The organism is Ammoniphilus sp. CFH 90114, from assembly GCF_004123195.1.
Lineage (GTDB): Bacteria > Bacillota > Bacilli > Aneurinibacillales > RAOX-1 > YIM-78166.
The window spans coordinates 175483-190857 of sequence record NZ_SDLI01000002.1 but is presented as its reverse complement, the minus strand read 5'-3'; the positions used below and the strand labels follow the sequence as shown (position 1 = coordinate 190857).

Genomic DNA, 15375 nt, shown 5'->3' with positions numbered 1-15375 from the left:
CTTTATCATAAACTTCTTCCTCTATAGTATCCCATTCATTTCCTGTAATTTCAATCTTCTTGCACACGCCAAGCCCGCTTCTTCATCGGTGTTTCGGCAACGACAATCCCAAAAACAATCGTCAAGACACCTAACCATTGGATCAGACTTACCTGCTCTTTAAGAATGAGATGGGACATAAAAACGGCCATTGGAAGCTCAACTGAACTTAGAATCGTCGCCATTCCGGATCCAACCTGAGGAACTCCATAGGTAAACAGGAGATTCGGAAGGACAATTCCTAATACAGCTAGCAGCAACCCCCACAACCATAGCCCCTCTCCTAAAGATCCGTTAATTATAAAGGTTGGGGGAAACACAATAAATACAATAATAAGAGAACCCAAACTGAGAAAGAAGCTTCTTAACCAAGGGTTTACATCTACAGCTAGCCTTCCACTTGTAAAGATAAAACCAGCATAACAGAAGGCGGCTAACAGGCCGAACACGAGACCCTGCACCGGGATCTCTTGAAAATCCATATGCCAAACGTTTCCCGCTAATAAGGTTCCAAAGAACAGAAGGATCAAGGAAATCAACCTGGGCCACTGAGGCCATTTCCGTTCCATCCATGCCTCCATCAAGACTCCGATCCAAGTAAACTGGAACAAAAGCACGATAGCCAAGGAAGCAGGAATGGTTTGAAGTGATCCATAATATAAGATACCTGTTAAACCCACAAACATACCTGCTAAAGTTAATAAACCCCATTTGCTCAGCGGGATTCTTCTGAAATTACCTGTTGCTATCGTTAAGAGGAGTAACAGCAGGACACCAAACAGCATCTGACTTCCCGTTACTCCTGCAGTAGTAAAGCCATGGCTATAGGCCGTCTTCACAATCGTTGATAACACACCATAACAGGATGCTCCCACTAATACAAAGGAAACCGACCTCCAATAAGTCATCTCTTTCTCCACACCTCCAACCTACATTATAAGTCTTCTTCTTGGTTAGTAAAGTCATCCATGCACATCCTATACTAGAAAGGAGGGAGAGATCCTTGGCAAAACGAAACCGTTTACTCATTCCTGAGGCACGTGCTGGACTTCAAAAGTTAAAGCAAGATGTTATGAAGAATGAAGGCTACCAAGTCAATCAGGCAGATGATGTCAAATTTGAAGTGGCAAAGGAACTTGGCATCCCACTGCAAAAAGGTTATAACGGACATTTAGAAGCAAAAGACGCAGGAAGCATTGGCGGTAAAATCGGGGGCAATATGGTCAAAGAAATGATACGCATGGCACAGGAGCAATTAAGGAAATAAATTCTTCCGGTTATTATCGGCAACCACCCCAACCAACTAACAGAAAAAGACCCTCAAAAGGGTCTTCTCCTTCTTCCTTACTCACTCTCTAGGTAAGCTCGAATTAATTTTGCTGTATTCTCTAATGCCTCTTTATGTGTTCTCTCATGAGAATGAGAAGCATCAATTCCAGGGCCTATGAGTCCATGGATGATATCATGCCCCGCTCGCAGTGCGGCACTTGCATCCGAGCCATAATAAGGATAGATATCCACCTTATAATAGGCCTCTACTTCTTGGGCAAGCTTAACTAGCTTTTGTCTGAATTCTTTATGATACGGCCCTGAACTATCCTTCGCGCAGATGGAGACACAGTACTCGTCTGTTGTTTGCCCTTCACCTATAGCCCCCATATCTACAGCTAGATACTCTTTGACTTCAAGAGGAATATTCGAGTTGCCTCCATACCCAATCTCTTCATTGTTGCTAATCAAAAAGTAAGTCGTATACGGAAGCTTTACTCCACTCTCAACGATTTGCTTAATTACCCCTAAAAGAATGGCTACACTCGCCTTATCGTCTAGGTGCCGCGACTTTATGAATCCGCTATCCGTAACTTGTACGCGAGGGTCAAAACTGACAAAATCACCAACTTCAATGCCAAGCTTACGAGTTTCCTCCGCGGACCTTGTCACTTCATCTAAACGAACAATCATGTTTTCTTCTGTTCTCGGCAATTTCTCCATCTCTCTATACACGTGGACGGAAGGTTGCTTACTTAGAATCGTTCCTGTGTATACTTTGCCTTCTGCGGTTTCAATCCAGCAATATTCGCCCTTAACGGAATGCCATCGGAATCCGCCAATACTGGTTAAACGAAGGGTCCCGTTAGCATGGATCTCCTTCACCATCGCACCCAATGTATCCACATGAGCGGTAAGCATCCGTGCTGGACGATCCTTTTTTCCTTCAAGGGTCGCAATCACTCCACCTTTATGATTTCGTACATGAGGAACTCCAAGCTGAGTCAGCTCTTGTTCAATATAACGTATTACCTGTTCGGTATTCCCAGAGGGACTAGGAATATTTAAGATGGTGACAAGCTGTTCTACAATATAATCTAAACTCTTCATCCCCTTAATCTCCTGTCTTAATATATAAGTCAAGTCTTCGATCCTCAAATATAGGGATCATCCTCCTGATCTCGTCAACCATCGTCAGATCAATTTCCCCAATAATAGTTTCTTCCTTCTGCATACCCTCCACCACAATCTCTCCCCAAGGATCTATAACCATAGAATGCCCACAAAATATATTATTGGGATCATCCCCTACCCGGTTGCAAGCAATGACAAACATCTGATTCTCAATCGCTCTGGATATAAGCAATTGGCGCCAGTGATGGAGTCTAGGATGTGGCCATTGTGCACTGACAAAAAGTATCTTGGCTCCGTTCGCAGCGGCTGTACGGATCCCTTCTGGGAAGCGTATATCATAACAAATCTGACAAAGGGCAGGTTGACCCTCGAGCTCAAACCCTCTAATATGCTCACCAGGCAAGAGAAATTTTTCTTCTTGCATGAGCCGAAAAAGGTGGACCTTGCTATATTCATGTATAAGTTGACCTTGCCGATTGAATACGAATGTCGAATTGTATACTCCCTGCTCTTTTTTCTGAGCAACTGATCCACCGATAATATGTACGCCATAGGTTTTCGCTAGTTGGGAAAATAGCTCTTTGGCTTCCTGGCCCTCAGAGTCAGCTATTTCTTCAAGTCGCTGCAGATCATACCCTGTATCCCAGAGCTCGGGTAACACGACAACATCGATTTTCTTGTCGCGCGTAAGCTGTGAGAAAAGTTTATCTACCCGGTTTCGATTCGCTTTAGGTTCACCATATCGGACATCCATTTGGAGTAAAGCAATGGTTAATCGATTCAAGCGAAGTTCCCTCCATATCCATGTGTTTCATCTATAATTTCTAGAAATTTAAGGGAAATCCTTCTACACATAAGAAGAAAAGAAGCCTATTCCTAGGCTTCTTTTCTATCCATACGATTATTTAAATACAGGTTCTTTAAGCTCGGCTAATTTCTCGAATGAACTCTTATCTACATCCGCATGTAAGCTGTTTCCGTGGGAGTCCATCGTTACGATGGCTGTAAAGCCCTTTACTTGAAGATGCCACATCGCTTCAGGAATTCCAAATTCCATAAAGTCAACACCTTCTACTTTTTCAATACATTGGGCATAGTATTGAGCAGCTCCACCGATGGCATTTAAGTAGACAGCTCCATGCTCCTCAAGCCCAGCAAGCGTCTTTGGCCCCATGCCGCCTTTCCCGATGACAGCGCGAATTCCAAATTTCTTGATAATATCGGCTTGGTAAGGTTCCTCTCGAATACTCGTCGTCGGACCAGCCGCTTTTACATGCCATTCTCCCTGCTCGTCCTTTAGCATAACAGGTCCGCAGTGGTAGATAATTCCTCCATCTAAATCCACCGGACAATCATTGTTCATTAAATAACTATGCAAGGCATCACGACCGGTGTGCATTAAGCCATTAATCACCACTACATCTCCTACCTTCAGGGAGCGGATCTGCTCTTCGGAGATCGGAGCTTCAAGCACCACTACTTCTTTCCCGTCCTGTTGATCTTGACCTTGCCCATCACCGGTAACCTTTACTTCTTCATCTTTATATAACCAACCACTAATCTCTCCTGACTCTGGATGAATGGTCACGCCTTGACGGCGGAATGCCCAACAGTTGTAGGCAACGGAAACAAAGAAGCTTGCAGGAAGACGGTTCATAACGCCGATCTTACAGCCAAGCAATGTAGCTTGTCCGCCAAATCCCATCGTTCCAATACCCAGCTTATTAGCAGCTTCCATCACGTAATCTTCAAGTTTTGCAAGGGTTTCGTTTTGATTCACGTCATCCACTTTTCTAAACAATTGCTCTTTAGCTAGCGCATACCCTGAAGTACGGTCTCCACCAATCCCAACTCCAATGAAGCCTGCGGAACAGCCTTGTCCTTGTGCTTGATACACACTGTGCACGATACACTTGCGAATACCATCTAAGTCACGCCCTGCTTTTCCTAGTCCTTCTAGCTCGCAAGGTAAGCTATACTGAATATTCTTATTCTCACATCCGCCGCCCTTAAGAATCAGGCTCACTTCAATTTCATCCTTCTCCCACTGTTCAAAGTGAAATACGGGAGTACCAGGTCCTAAGTTATCCCCGGAGTTCTCTCCCGTTAAGGAATCAACAGAGTTTGGACGAAGCTTTCCATTTTTGGTGGCTAATGCGATAGCTTCTTTAATGATCTTTTTCATTTCTACCTGATTGGTTCCAGCAGGTGTCTTTATCTCAAACGTCGGCATTCCTGTATCTTGGCAGATCGGAGATTGATTCACTTCTGCACTTTCAATATTTCCTGTAATGGTCGCCAAGGAAAGAGCTGCCCTTGTTCCTGCATCCTCCATTTGCTTCGCCTTGAGGATGGCCCGACGAACATCGGGAGGAAGATTCGTAGATGTTTCAACAATCAATTGATAAATACTTTCTTTTAAATGTTTCAACTCCTCAACCCCTATTCAACAATTATCTCAATTTAATGTGAGTTTCCTTTCTTATTATAGCTCAAACCCTAAAGATGGAACAGTATTCATACTACGAAGTATCATCGCATGCCTCAACTAACTCATTTTTTACAGATTAACTGTTCTTTACTAGCATTCTCATAGATTATTTTAATATGCTATACTATGGAGAAGATTAAAAGAGAGAGGTCTAACATGAACGTAATAGAACCCACCCCCCTTTCCTTTACCGTTGGATTGGTAATGGTCCTGTTTATCGCCCTTTTTAGATTTCATTTTCCATTTCGATATCAATATATCTGCATCTTGTTTCGTCGCTCGCCCTATTGGGTGAAACGGATCCTTAATCGTTCCTATCACAAGAATCGTTCGTCGGTTGGCTTACTCGATCGAGCAACGAAAGAAATACTAGATGAGCGGTACGATGAGGCCGAAAAGTACGTCTTGGAAGGAGTCCAGAAGGTTATTCAATTGCGCGGACTTCGCAATCGACTCATCCGTACGTTATTTTATAACCATTTATCCTGGATTCTCTATTATCGTGGCCAGTATAAAGAATCTCTTGAGATTTCCATTCGACTTTATGAGAAAGTGCCTTCGACTCCGAATATCCTTGCGTTAATCTCCTGTAATTTTGCCCGTATTGGGGAGATTGGTCAAGCCATTGAAGTGATGGCTAAATTAAGTGCTATCAAAAGAGTCAACCCTATCGTATTACTCTCCTGTGAAGCAGAAATCGAAGCTGCAAAAGGAAATATACAAAAAGCCGTTCAATTGCTCCATCAGGCCAAAGGTCGCAAATCGCATACCTCTATTTATTTCATTCTCCCTGAAATTGATAAGAGAATAGGCCAATTGAAAAAAACAGCTTAATTATCACAACAACAATTTAAAGGAGTATCCCTTATGCGGATACTCCTTATAAGTTTATCTTATTGGTTTATCTGTTCTTTCTCGTTCTGCTCTACCTCAGCGTGAACCATCTTCGCTGAAGATTCAAGAAAATCAGTGTACTCCTTACCGTACAGTTCCTGGGTAACCGCAAGACCAAATTGAAGAAGTTGTCCATACTCTACACCGAGGACCTCTCTCTTCTTCTCAATGACCGAATGCAACTTATAGATAGAGAAATCATCTTCCTGAGACATTTTTTCGCGCAGGGCTCGTCCTTTTTCTGTTAGGTAAACACGAGAGGCTCGCTTATCATTACGAAGTCTCTCTTTGCGTACTAAGTTTTTCTCTTCTAGCTTATCGATCAAATGCATGGCCGTGGATATATGCCATAGCCCCAAGTTAGCTACTTCAGTAATCGTGCTTCCATCACGAAAATGCAGGATCCATAATAAATGCTGTTGGGGAGAGGTCAAGTCGTGTTGCTTTGCCTGTCTTGTCCAATCCTCCTCCAATGTTTTATACATAGCACGGACAACATTAATCATCATATGTAAATCAGAAGAAAGCCTGCTATCTTTATCTACCATTTTAAACTTAATACCACCTTCTAATAGGTTTTGTCTTCTAGCATTATAAATTCTTCTTATTTATATAAATTCCTTCTTTGGTATCTTTTATTCTGATTTATTTTTAGAAGATGAGAATAATAGCCGTTCATACATGGCAAAAAAATGATCAAGTGTTTTCTGATATTGTTCAAGTGTTGTAGCCCAGGCACTTAAGTAGTCTTCTCCTTGCTGGGTAATGGAATATATGCGCTTGGCTGGTCCACCTGAAGTCGTATCCCATTGAGAGTGGACTAGGTTCTCCTTTTCCATTTGCCTTAATGTCCGATAGACGTAGCCTTGATCGATAGAATCAAATCCGAAGGAAACCAATTCCTGGATTAACTGATAACCATGGACTCTCAGATCCCGTAGCAGAAGTAATAAGCAAGGAATCAGCAAGTTCTTTCTTGCAGCCAGACCTCCAAGCTTATCATTCTGGAGTTTATCCATATCAGACATTCTTCCTCTCCTCCCAAAATATCCTTTATCTACGTGAATCCTTACGTGAACATTTTATTACCAACTTAATTATTATATGCATGTATACCCTAAAATCACGAAAAACCATGCACGTTCTGCCATCAAAGTCTGTAGATTCCCCTCGATTCCTGTGCCCTATTACAGGTTCCGACAATTCATGATCCGTTTATGAACATTGACAACTTGAACAGAAGCACCTATTATAAACTCAAAAAACCAAGAATCCTAATGGGATTTATTTAATTATACCAGAGACTGGAAGGAGGAGTAATATGCGTGTGGTGCAAAATATGTCCGAACTCATTGGCCTTACTCCAATGGTGAGGTTGAATCGGCTCACAGGTCCCGAAGATGCCGAGGTCCTTGTAAAGCTGGAAAAGTTCAATCCAAGCGGAAGTGTCAAGGACAGGGCGGCCTTTAACATGATTATCGAAGCCGAAAAGGCTGGATTGTTAACGGCGGGATCTACCATCATTGAACCCACTAGCGGGAATACTGGAATCGGACTCGCTATGAATGCCGCAGCTCGAGGATACAAGGCCATCCTTGTTATGCCGGATACGATGACGAAAGAGCGTATTAATATTCTAAAAGCCTACGGCGCAAAAGTCGTCTTGACCCCTGGGGACGAAAAAATGCCAGGAGCCATTCGCAAGGCTCAAGAACTACAAAAACAAATCCCAAACAGCTTTATCCCTCAACAATTTGAAAACCATGCTAATCCTGATATTCACCGAACTACAACAGCCCTTGAAATTATATCACAAACAGATGGAAATTTAGATGCCTTCGTGGCAACAGCAGGAACAGGCGGTACAATTACAGGAACAGGGGAGACCTTAAAAGAAAAGATTCCAGGATTGAAGGTATATGTCGTTGAGCCCAAAGGATCTCCTGTTCTCTCGGGCGGCCAACCAGGACCTCACAAGCTTGTGGGAACCAGTCCCGGATTTATCCCTAATATCTTGAACGTCCAAGTTTATGATGAGATCTTTGCCATTGCAGATGAAGATGCCATCCACATCACTCGTGAACTAGCTTCAAAGGAGGGCATTCTTGTAGGTACATCGGCTGGAGCTGCTGTATATGCCGCATTGCTAGTCGCTAGACGTCTTGGAAAAGGCAAGCGGGTTGTATGCATTGCTCCCGATACGGGAGAGCGTTATTTATCAAGTGATTTATTTTCATCAGATTAAAGAGAAGTCTTGCCAGCTCAGATTACTCTTGAGCTGACAAGACTTATTTTTTCTTAGTCTTCCATAGTCGATAAATCACCGGTTGGAAGGCCAAGCTCCCACGCTTTCAATACCCGGCGCATGATCTTCCCAGAGCGTGTCTTCGGAAGCTTCTCCTTGAATTCAATGAGTCGAGGCGCAGCATGTGCGGCTAGTCTGTCTTTAACATATTGAGTAATCTCTGCTTTTAATTGGTCGCTTTCTTCGTAGCCTGCGCGAAGCGTAATGAAGGCCTTAATCACTTCTCCACGTATGGCATCTGGAACACCGATAACGCCTGCCTCAGCCACAGCTGGATGCTCAACGAGCTTACTCTCCACTTCAAAAGGTCCTACTCTCTCTCCGGAAGTATTAATGACATCATCCACTCGACCCTCGAACCAAAAGTATCCGTCCTCATCCATATAAGCCGAATCGCCGCTGACATACCATCCCGTTATGAAATACTCTTGGTATTTAAAAGGATTCCCCCAAATCTGTCTCATCATAGCCGGCCATGGTGGCTTAATAGCTAGATTCCCCATCGTATTAGGCGGAAGTTCATTGCCTTCATCATCAACAATAGCGAGACGTATTCCCGGTAGAGGTTTGCCCATTGAACCTGGTCGAATCGGCAGGCTTCGATAGTTCGCGCATATGGTTGAACCTGTCTCCGTCATCCACCAATTGTCATGGATACGTCTTCCCAAAACCTCTTGTCCCCAACGAATGACTTCCGGATTCAATGGTTCTCCTGCAGATAAGATATGTCGGAGCGAGCTAAGGTCCGCTGCCCTTGGTAATTCATCCCCTTCTCCCATCAACATACGAAAAGCTGTAGGGGCACTAAACCAAACGGTCACCTTATACTTCTCTAGCGTCGCATACCAATCTTCTGGCTTAAATCGACCGCCACGAAGAACGATAGTAACCCCATTCAACCAGGGAGCCCACATGCCTGCAGAGGTTCCTGTAACCCATCCAGGATCCGCTGTACACCAATAGATGTCTTCTTCTCGCAGGTCGTATACCCACTTCCCGGACATGAGCTGATGAACCATAGCATCATGGACCTGGAACACCCCCTTCGGCTTACCTGTAGAACCAGAAGTGTAGTGAAGAAGCATACCTGATTCTCTGTCTACCCATTCAACAACATAATCTTTAGAAACTTGCATGAGCTCCTCGAACCGGATCTGACCCTCACAAACTTCTTCTTCATGTGCTCCAACAAGTATGACATGTTTCAAGTCAGGAAGATCCGTTGTTGGAATACGCTTTAATAATTGAGGGGTTGTTACTATGGCTACAGATTGACTATCTAATAGGCGATCACGAACGGCGTCCTCCATAAAAGCCTCAAATAGAGGACCTGCAATAGCTCCGATGCGAACAAAGCCCAATAAGGCTATATATAATTCAGGACTTCTAGGCATAAAGATGAAAACCCTTTCACCTTTTGAAATCCCTAAATGCTTTAATCCATTAGCAAATTGACAAGACAAGTCTCTCAGTTCAGTATAGGAATACTCTTCTTCTCTTATTCCGTCGGTATAAAAGAGTGCCGTCTTACTACCTCTTCCCTCATCGACATGTCGATCTATCGCCTCATAAACTATGTTGACTCGGCCTGTTCGAGACCAGGTGAAATGCTCTATCACCTTACTCCAATCCATTGTAGCAACGGCTTCATCATAATTTGTTAGATTTGCGCTTTCATCAAGAAGTAAAATTTCCTCTTTGAACTTTGTCATCGCAACTCTCTCCCTGTCGTGTTCTAATTTATATCTATATGTTGTATAACAATTCTCTTTTGTAAAGACAAATCCTGCTGCACTTTTTAAAAAATTTAAAAACTTCACATGGCAGCAATACCAACATTTTTAACCCCAAAACCTGCAAGAATTCATGTATAATCGAATATAACTTAGAGTATAGAAAGAGTGATAGATCATGTTGTGGATTATTGTATTGTGCGTCTTTGCCGTTATCCTCTTCTATGCTTACACGAATACGAAGAGAGCGGTATTTACCCGTATTACCCTTCCTGTTAATCAAGCTTGGAATGGTGAGATGAAAGTCCTTCATCTTTCAGACCTGCATATGGAGAACTTATCCATTAGTCCAGAACAACTTTACAACGATTTGAAAAATGAAGAGATTGACTTGATTGCTCTAACAGGGGATTACCTTGATCGAGCAAGAAGCATCCCTAAATTTATGGAATATATTAAAGTGTTGAAGCGCCTCCCTGTTAAACATGGCATTTATGCCGTTTTCGGAAATCATGATTATGTATTGAAGAAGCCAGATTTCGAACGTATGAAAGAAGCTATGATCCAAGAAGGAATTCATGTTCTCATTAATGAAACAAGAAAAATTAAACATGCTGGAAAAACAATTAACATCGTAGGAATCGACGATCACTTCACTCGCCGCAGTGATATTGAAGAAGCTTACAATGAAGTCACAGATGGTGTAGTACTCGTACTCACCCATGATCCTAACATTGTCTTGAACATGAAGAAATACCATTATGACTACCTATTAAGCGGTCATTTTCACGGAGGGCAGATTCACTACCCGCGTGCGTTCCACTTGGCTAAGATGGGCAAACTCCCACGGATGAACATGATTAAAGGCCTGCATTTCCATGATGAAAAAGCTTTTTATATTAGTGAGGGATTAGGGCAAACAGGATTTAACATCCGATTGAGATCCAGACCAGAGATCACTCTTCATACGTTAACCTCTTCCTATAAGAATATCTCATAACACAAATAGATCACCCTTAGTGGGATGGTCTTTTTTAAATTACCCTTATTTTTTAATTGGTATGAATCTCCATCATGATATAGCGACATTTTACTCATGATAACCTTAAGGACTAAAATCTTGAGGTGAGCCATGCTAATCCGCTATTTCTTAACTTTTTCGCTAATTGGTTTTCTTTTTGCTTTGGTCATTACCCCTTTTTCTAACCGAATACCTTATCCTGATCCTACTGCAGGTATTACAGATCAGGGTCCACAGAGAATTAATTATATAGGGCGGGTCAAAAATACCGTTGAGACTCTAAATCACAGCCCACACATCATGACCATTCATCACAATAAACAGGATAAGAGTCATGCCGTAAAACGAGAGGTCACTGTCAAATTCAAAAAACATCCTACTAAGGATGAACTAGCCCAAATTTGCAAAGACCTAGACGCCAAAGTAAAAAGAAATTGGGATCCTTACCACATTTTTAAATCTTCAACCAAAAGTACAGAAGAGTTAATTGATTACTTTGAAGAAAAAACTTATATGGTTGAATTCGCTGAACCGAACTACCTCTTACTCCCAAATGAAATGCCCAATGATCCGTTGTATACCCGTTATCAATGGAATTTGCCTCTCATTCATGCAGATGAAGCCTGGAGGATTACGCCGGGCAAAGAAGATATCGTCATTGCGGTCATTGATACGGGCGTGGATTTAGAGCACCAAGATTTTCAAGATAAATTAGTTACAGGCTATAATGTCATTTCTGACAACAACTACGCAGATGATGATAATGGACATGGTACACATGTAGCTGGTATTATTTCAGCAAAAACCAATAATACAGTAGGAATTGCTGGAGTTTCCTGGCACAACAAAATTATGCCGATCAAAGCCATGACTCCGGAAGGGACGGGTTCATCCTTTGATATCGCCAAAGGGATTAAATGGGCAGCGGATCATGGGGCTCATGTTATTAACATGAGCGTGGGAAATTACCACCCCTCTGCTATGCTTCAGGAGGCTGTGCGGTATGCCTACAACAAAGGGGTCGTTCTTGTGGCCGCTTCAGGGAACGATAACACAGATCAATCCAGCTATCCGGCCGCTTATCCTGAAGTCATTAGTGTTGCCGCCGTTGACTCACGTGCCCAGAGGGCCAATTTCTCTAATTACGGCAGCTATGTTGAAGTTGCTGCACCTGGGGTGGATATCCCTAGCACCTATCTGAATAACGAATATGCTGCACTCTCTGGTACTTCTATGGCTTGTCCTCATGTTGCCGGACTAGCAGGGTTAATCCTATCCACGAATCCTGATCTTGGAGTAGAAGATGTACGGAAGATTATCCAACAGACATCAGAAGACCTTGGGACCAAAGGGTGGGATCCTCAATATGGTCACGGCATGATCAATGTTGCCCAAGCACTTGAGTTAGCAACCAATCAGCAGAGCGACCTAGATCCCCCTGCTACAGTAGAAGAACCGCCTACAACAGTGAAGTGGGGTGATCGCTTTTTTCTTAGGCTAAGGTTTGGTTCGTTTCAAGAACGATTTGGCTTTCTAAACCAGGAGAACACAAGAAAAAAGCAACCCTAGAGGGTTGCTTTCTTCTGTTTATTCATCTTCTTCATTGTTATATAATCGGTCTCATAATACTGCAGTTCATCTCGAAGATATTCGAAGGTCTTAGAAAGAGACAAAGTTAACACCTTGAGTTCGGGAGTAACTTCCTTACGGAATATGATGGCGTCTCTGCCCGTGTAGCTGTGTCTTCCATCTTCTTCATACACTTCACCCTTCGGATAGTAAAACAGGTTTACACAAGTGTGATACAGGTGATAGAGTGCTTCCTCTGCAAATTCCTTATTAAACTCAGATCTTCGTAGACAAACACCTATGTTTTCATAAACTTTTTCACAATTAACTAATAAAGTTCGAAGATCGGATAAATAAGCTCGGTAATAGGCTTGATATTCCTCTTGATCTCCACTTTGCTTAACGAGATCCTGCAGTGTGGTTGAATTAAGGAAATTCTCAATGTCTAAGGCCGTCTTCTTAAGATGGTGGTAGGATTCTTCACAAAGTTCCTTAACTTGAATCTCAGGCATTGTATACCCTCCAACTTTTGATTTATATCTATTCTAGCAAATTACAGAAGGTTTAAGAAGAGGGAATTATGTTATAAATAAATGCTTGAATTTTTAATTAAATGAACAAAAGAGAACCTGTGGATAGTACAGATTCTCAACTTTCATTTACTATACGGCTTTTCCTTTACTTGGAAGTAATTTATTGATTCGTTGGGCTAAAGCAAAATCCTTTCCTGTGAGTCCTCTGTCATCATGAGTAGTTAAAGTAAGCATAACCCTATTAAAGCGCAAAGTAAAATCCGGATGATGATTCATCTGATCGGCATACTCAGCTATCTGGTTAATAAAAGAAAGAGCCTGCCTAAATCCCTCGAACTCAAAAGACCTCTCTATACGATCTTCATTTAATCTCCACCCTGGAATCTTAGACATATTAAACGCAATCTGTTCTTTTGAAAGTTTAGCCATGCGGATTCTCCTTTCATCTGTTAAGGGTTACCTTCCTGTTCCAACTCTGCAAAATCTCTTCCTATCTCCTCTCACTTATCTTCATTATATAATAAGAATATTTTGACATATGATTACAAATTCCAGTTCCTATTTTTTGAAATCGCATACATTTTTTTAGGATTGTATTCTGACTATCTACAGAAGAGAAAAGATGAAGAATACGAATAAAAAAAAGAGCGATGTCAGACACTGCCATAAGTCCAGCAGTAGCTTAACGTCGCATCTCCTCTCTTGATTACATTATTATATAGACGTATAAAGTTGTTCATCGATCCTACTAGAAGCTCTAGACTCCCACTTGTCTATAAAACAACACAGTTGTTCGTTGGTCGACAAGATGGTGGTCTTCTGCCTCATGAGAGCTTCTATGCCTTGTAAGTTACCCTCTTCAAAATAAACAAGAACTTGCTTGTCCAATTGTTGAATCTTATCATTTCTTAGTTGAATGATCTGACGAAGGCGATCAAATCTTCTTGCGAGGAAAACTTCCGTCTCCACGGGGATCCCTTCCTCGATCTAAGACAAATCGTTTACGATATCTTTAATCTTGAGAAGGACTTTTTCATTTTTTTCCTTTTCAGACATTAAGGACTTAATCGCATCTAAATTATTAGCTGTGAAATGAGTGATTACTTCGTCTTTCATTTCAGCAGATCTCTTCTCTAATTTAATTAGCGCACCCATTAAATCTTCCACTACTTGATCTACAACGGTCTTCTCCCCTGCAACTTCTACTAATTCTAAGGTTTCCTGATTCATGGCTGCCGCCACCTCCATTATTGATGTATGTTGAGATTCCAAGATTAGATTGTTATTAGACTCGCTTGCTTGCTCTTCTGCCATAGGCTGTGTATCAACTTGTAGTAAAATCTTATCTTCAACTATTCTAAATCGAACATCTAGCTCAGGAAGGAACAAATTCTTCCTCTTAGACATTCCCTTCACCATCTGGACGATATAAGGGATATCCTTCATAAGGATTTCTTTTGTTTCCTTTCTTAGGATTAGTTCAAAAATTTCATCGTTAACTATCTCCCACTCACTCATGATCCAACGACCATCGCTGAGTTGGGAAAAGCGGTGGTCTCCCATCAAACCTAATCGTTCAAAAGAAAAACTCCAAGAGATTAAGTTTAGGCTTCTTAATTTACGAAGAATCTGTTCTTCAGAAAGTGGACTCCCCGTCTCTTGTAGAATTCTCAACACATGTTGAGATAAGGGTTGGGATTCTTGGACATATTCAATGACAGCACGAGAACTTCCTTCACGGAATGGAGAGGAAGGTTGATCTAACGCAAGCTGAATTAAGGGTTCAGCAGCTTGATCCTCAACTTGTGCCATGGACCGCAGACGATGTAATATCTCATCGCGGGATAAAGATCTCTCACCTGTTTTGAATGTCTTTTTGATTAAGCTGATGGGCGTATACATATGTTCTAGCAATGGTGTCATTACCCCCCTTTAACTCTCAAAAATTGGTATATTTATACTATAACATGTCTACTAGAGTTTGTCTCATGTTTCATGCTTTTTTTCTGTCACATTCTTTTCAGAAGTATAGAAAAAAGAGACATTGTTAAGTTATCTTTTTTTAGCTAAACTAAGGATGTTACATTACATTACTCACCTAGAAAGGTATGATGATATGTTCTCGAACATCGGCGTACCCGGTTTAATCCTTATCCTCATTATTGCCCTGGTTATCTTTGGCCCAAGCAAGCTGCCTGAATTAGGACGAGCAGTAGGACGTACATTAAAGGAGTTTAAAGATTCCACTAAGGGTATCATGGAAGATGATGAAAAGAAGGAAGATCCTAAACCAATAAAGTAAGTCATTCCATTAGAAGTGAGAAGATTCTCCCATAGGAGTTCTTCTCACTTTTTCTCGGTTTTGGTCTTTATCCACCCTAAAGCAC

17 protein-coding genes are annotated in these 15375 nt (G+C 41.8%); 6 read left to right on the top strand and 11 right to left on the bottom strand.

The window, feature by feature from the left end:
• Positions 1-50: 50 nt before the first annotated feature.
• Positions 51-947 carry an EamA family transporter gene (locus EIZ39_RS05570; RefSeq protein ID WP_129198320.1) on the bottom strand — a complete coding sequence of 299 codons (897 nt, stop codon included), beginning with the start codon at positions 945-947 and terminating at the stop codon, positions 51-53.
• Between the two features lie 95 nt (positions 948-1042).
• On the opposite strand from EIZ39_RS05570, the gene EIZ39_RS05565 reads away from it, so the two are divergent.
• The gene (locus EIZ39_RS05565) at positions 1043-1306 is read left to right on the top strand and encodes an alpha/beta-type small acid-soluble spore protein (RefSeq protein WP_129198318.1); all 264 of its coding nucleotides are present in this window, start codon (positions 1043-1045) and stop codon (positions 1304-1306) included.
• A 77-nt stretch (positions 1307-1383) separates the two neighbouring features.
• Here the strand turns inward: EIZ39_RS05565 and EIZ39_RS05560 are convergent, their stop codons facing one another.
• The 3 genes from EIZ39_RS05560 to EIZ39_RS05550 all read right to left on the bottom strand — a co-directional run bounded on the left by EIZ39_RS05560 (position 1384) and on the right by EIZ39_RS05550 (position 4873).
• A complete protein-coding gene (locus EIZ39_RS05560) occupies positions 1384-2418 on the bottom strand; it encodes a M42 family metallopeptidase (RefSeq protein WP_129198316.1) in 1035 nt (344 codons plus the stop codon).
• A gap of 4 nt (positions 2419-2422) precedes the next feature.
• The gene (locus EIZ39_RS05555; protein WP_129198314.1) at positions 2423-3226 is read right to left on the bottom strand and encodes a carbon-nitrogen family hydrolase; all 804 of its coding nucleotides are present in this window, start codon (positions 3224-3226) and stop codon (positions 2423-2425) included.
• Between the two features lie 117 nt (positions 3227-3343).
• Positions 3344-4873, bottom strand: coding sequence for a fumarate hydratase (locus EIZ39_RS05550; protein WP_129198312.1), 1530 nt, complete (start codon positions 4871-4873; stop codon positions 3344-3346).
• A 216-nt stretch (positions 4874-5089) separates the two neighbouring features.
• On the opposite strand from EIZ39_RS05550, the gene EIZ39_RS05545 reads away from it, so the two are divergent.
• Complete coding sequence (locus EIZ39_RS05545) at positions 5090-5767, top strand: tetratricopeptide repeat protein (protein ID WP_129198310.1); 678 nt, start codon at positions 5090-5092, stop codon at positions 5765-5767.
• A 59-nt stretch (positions 5768-5826) separates the two neighbouring features.
• On the opposite strand, the gene EIZ39_RS05540 is transcribed toward EIZ39_RS05545, so the two are convergent.
• Positions 5827-6375 (bottom strand): MarR family transcriptional regulator, encoded by a 549-nt coding sequence (locus tag EIZ39_RS05540; RefSeq protein WP_129198309.1) that lies wholly within the window; start codon positions 6373-6375, stop codon positions 5827-5829.
• Between the two features lie 87 nt (positions 6376-6462).
• On the bottom strand, positions 6463-6855 hold the full coding sequence (gene phaQ / locus EIZ39_RS05535; RefSeq protein WP_129198307.1) for a poly-beta-hydroxybutyrate-responsive repressor: 393 nt from the start codon (positions 6853-6855) through the stop codon (positions 6463-6465).
• A 293-nt stretch (positions 6856-7148) separates the two neighbouring features.
• Here phaQ and cysK point away from each other — a divergent pair, with 293 nt between their 5' ends.
• Positions 7149-8072 carry a cysteine synthase A gene (cysK, locus tag EIZ39_RS05530; RefSeq protein WP_129198305.1) on the top strand — a complete coding sequence of 308 codons (924 nt, stop codon included), beginning with the start codon at positions 7149-7151 and terminating at the stop codon, positions 8070-8072.
• A gap of 53 nt (positions 8073-8125) precedes the next feature.
• Here the strand turns inward: cysK and acsA are convergent, their stop codons facing one another.
• Complete coding sequence (acsA, locus tag EIZ39_RS05525) at positions 8126-9844, bottom strand: acetate--CoA ligase (protein WP_129198303.1); 1719 nt, start codon at positions 9842-9844, stop codon at positions 8126-8128.
• A 199-nt stretch (positions 9845-10043) separates the two neighbouring features.
• Here acsA and EIZ39_RS05520 point away from each other — a divergent pair, with 199 nt between their 5' ends.
• On the top strand, positions 10044-10865 hold the full coding sequence (locus EIZ39_RS05520) for a metallophosphoesterase (RefSeq protein WP_129198301.1): 822 nt from the start codon (positions 10044-10046) through the stop codon (positions 10863-10865).
• Between the two features lie 132 nt (positions 10866-10997).
• Entirely contained in the window at positions 10998-12455 is a 1458-nt protein-coding gene (locus EIZ39_RS05515; protein WP_129198299.1) for a S8 family peptidase, read from the top strand.
• Here EIZ39_RS05515 and EIZ39_RS05510 read toward each other — a convergent pair.
• From EIZ39_RS05510 to EIZ39_RS05495, 4 genes are all read right to left on the bottom strand, one after another.
• Entirely contained in the window at positions 12452-12967 is a 516-nt protein-coding gene (locus EIZ39_RS05510; RefSeq protein ID WP_129198297.1) for a DUF3907 family protein, read from the bottom strand. The two genes, EIZ39_RS05515 and EIZ39_RS05510, sit on opposite strands and share 4 nt — an antisense overlap.
• 150 nt (positions 12968-13117) lie before the next feature.
• Complete coding sequence (locus tag EIZ39_RS05505; RefSeq protein WP_129198295.1) at positions 13118-13417, bottom strand: 4a-hydroxytetrahydrobiopterin dehydratase; 300 nt, start codon at positions 13415-13417, stop codon at positions 13118-13120.
• Between the two features lie 285 nt (positions 13418-13702).
• The gene (locus EIZ39_RS05500) at positions 13703-13957 is read right to left on the bottom strand and encodes a hypothetical protein (RefSeq protein ID WP_129198293.1); all 255 of its coding nucleotides are present in this window, start codon (positions 13955-13957) and stop codon (positions 13703-13705) included.
• A gap of 18 nt (positions 13958-13975) precedes the next feature.
• Positions 13976-14911 carry a hypothetical protein gene (locus EIZ39_RS05495; RefSeq protein ID WP_129198291.1) on the bottom strand — a complete coding sequence of 312 codons (936 nt, stop codon included), beginning with the start codon at positions 14909-14911 and terminating at the stop codon, positions 13976-13978.
• A 193-nt stretch (positions 14912-15104) separates the two neighbouring features.
• Between EIZ39_RS05495 and EIZ39_RS05490 the strand changes: the two genes are divergently transcribed.
• The gene (locus EIZ39_RS05490) at positions 15105-15290 is read left to right on the top strand and encodes a twin-arginine translocase TatA/TatE family subunit (RefSeq protein WP_129199122.1); all 186 of its coding nucleotides are present in this window, start codon (positions 15105-15107) and stop codon (positions 15288-15290) included.
• Positions 15291-15375: the final 85 nt, after the last annotated feature.

Excerpts from the sequence above, each read along its gene's own strand:
- EIZ39_RS05495 (WP_129198291.1), bottom strand. The coding sequence starts at position 14,911 with ATGACACCATTGCTAGAACATATGTATACGCCCATCAGCTTAATCAAA.
- EIZ39_RS05515 (WP_129198299.1), top strand. The coding sequence starts at position 10,998 with ATGCTAATCCGCTATTTCTTAACTTTTTCGCTAATTGGTTTTCTTTTT.
- EIZ39_RS05505 (WP_129198295.1), bottom strand. The coding sequence starts at position 13,417 with ATGGCTAAACTTTCAAAAGAACAGATTGCGTTTAATATGTCTAAGATT.
- EIZ39_RS05520 (WP_129198301.1), top strand. The coding sequence starts at position 10,044 with ATGTTGTGGATTATTGTATTGTGCGTCTTTGCCGTTATCCTCTTCTAT.
- phaQ (WP_129198307.1), bottom strand. The coding sequence starts at position 6,855 with ATGTCTGATATGGATAAACTCCAGAATGATAAGCTTGGAGGTCTGGCT.
- cysK (WP_129198305.1), top strand. The coding sequence starts at position 7,149 with ATGCGTGTGGTGCAAAATATGTCCGAACTCATTGGCCTTACTCCAATG.
- EIZ39_RS05560 (WP_129198316.1), bottom strand. The coding sequence starts at position 2,418 with ATGAAGAGTTTAGATTATATTGTAGAACAGCTTGTCACCATCTTAAAT.
- EIZ39_RS05510 (WP_129198297.1), bottom strand. The coding sequence starts at position 12,967 with ATGCCTGAGATTCAAGTTAAGGAACTTTGTGAAGAATCCTACCACCAT.
- EIZ39_RS05540 (WP_129198309.1), bottom strand. The coding sequence starts at position 6,375 with ATGGTAGATAAAGATAGCAGGCTTTCTTCTGATTTACATATGATGATT.
- EIZ39_RS05570 (WP_129198320.1), bottom strand. The coding sequence starts at position 947 with ATGACTTATTGGAGGTCGGTTTCCTTTGTATTAGTGGGAGCATCCTGT.
- EIZ39_RS05545 (WP_129198310.1), top strand. The coding sequence starts at position 5,090 with ATGAACGTAATAGAACCCACCCCCCTTTCCTTTACCGTTGGATTGGTA.
- acsA (WP_129198303.1), bottom strand. The coding sequence starts at position 9,844 with ATGACAAAGTTCAAAGAGGAAATTTTACTTCTTGATGAAAGCGCAAAT.
- EIZ39_RS05490 (WP_129199122.1), top strand. The coding sequence starts at position 15,105 with ATGTTCTCGAACATCGGCGTACCCGGTTTAATCCTTATCCTCATTATT.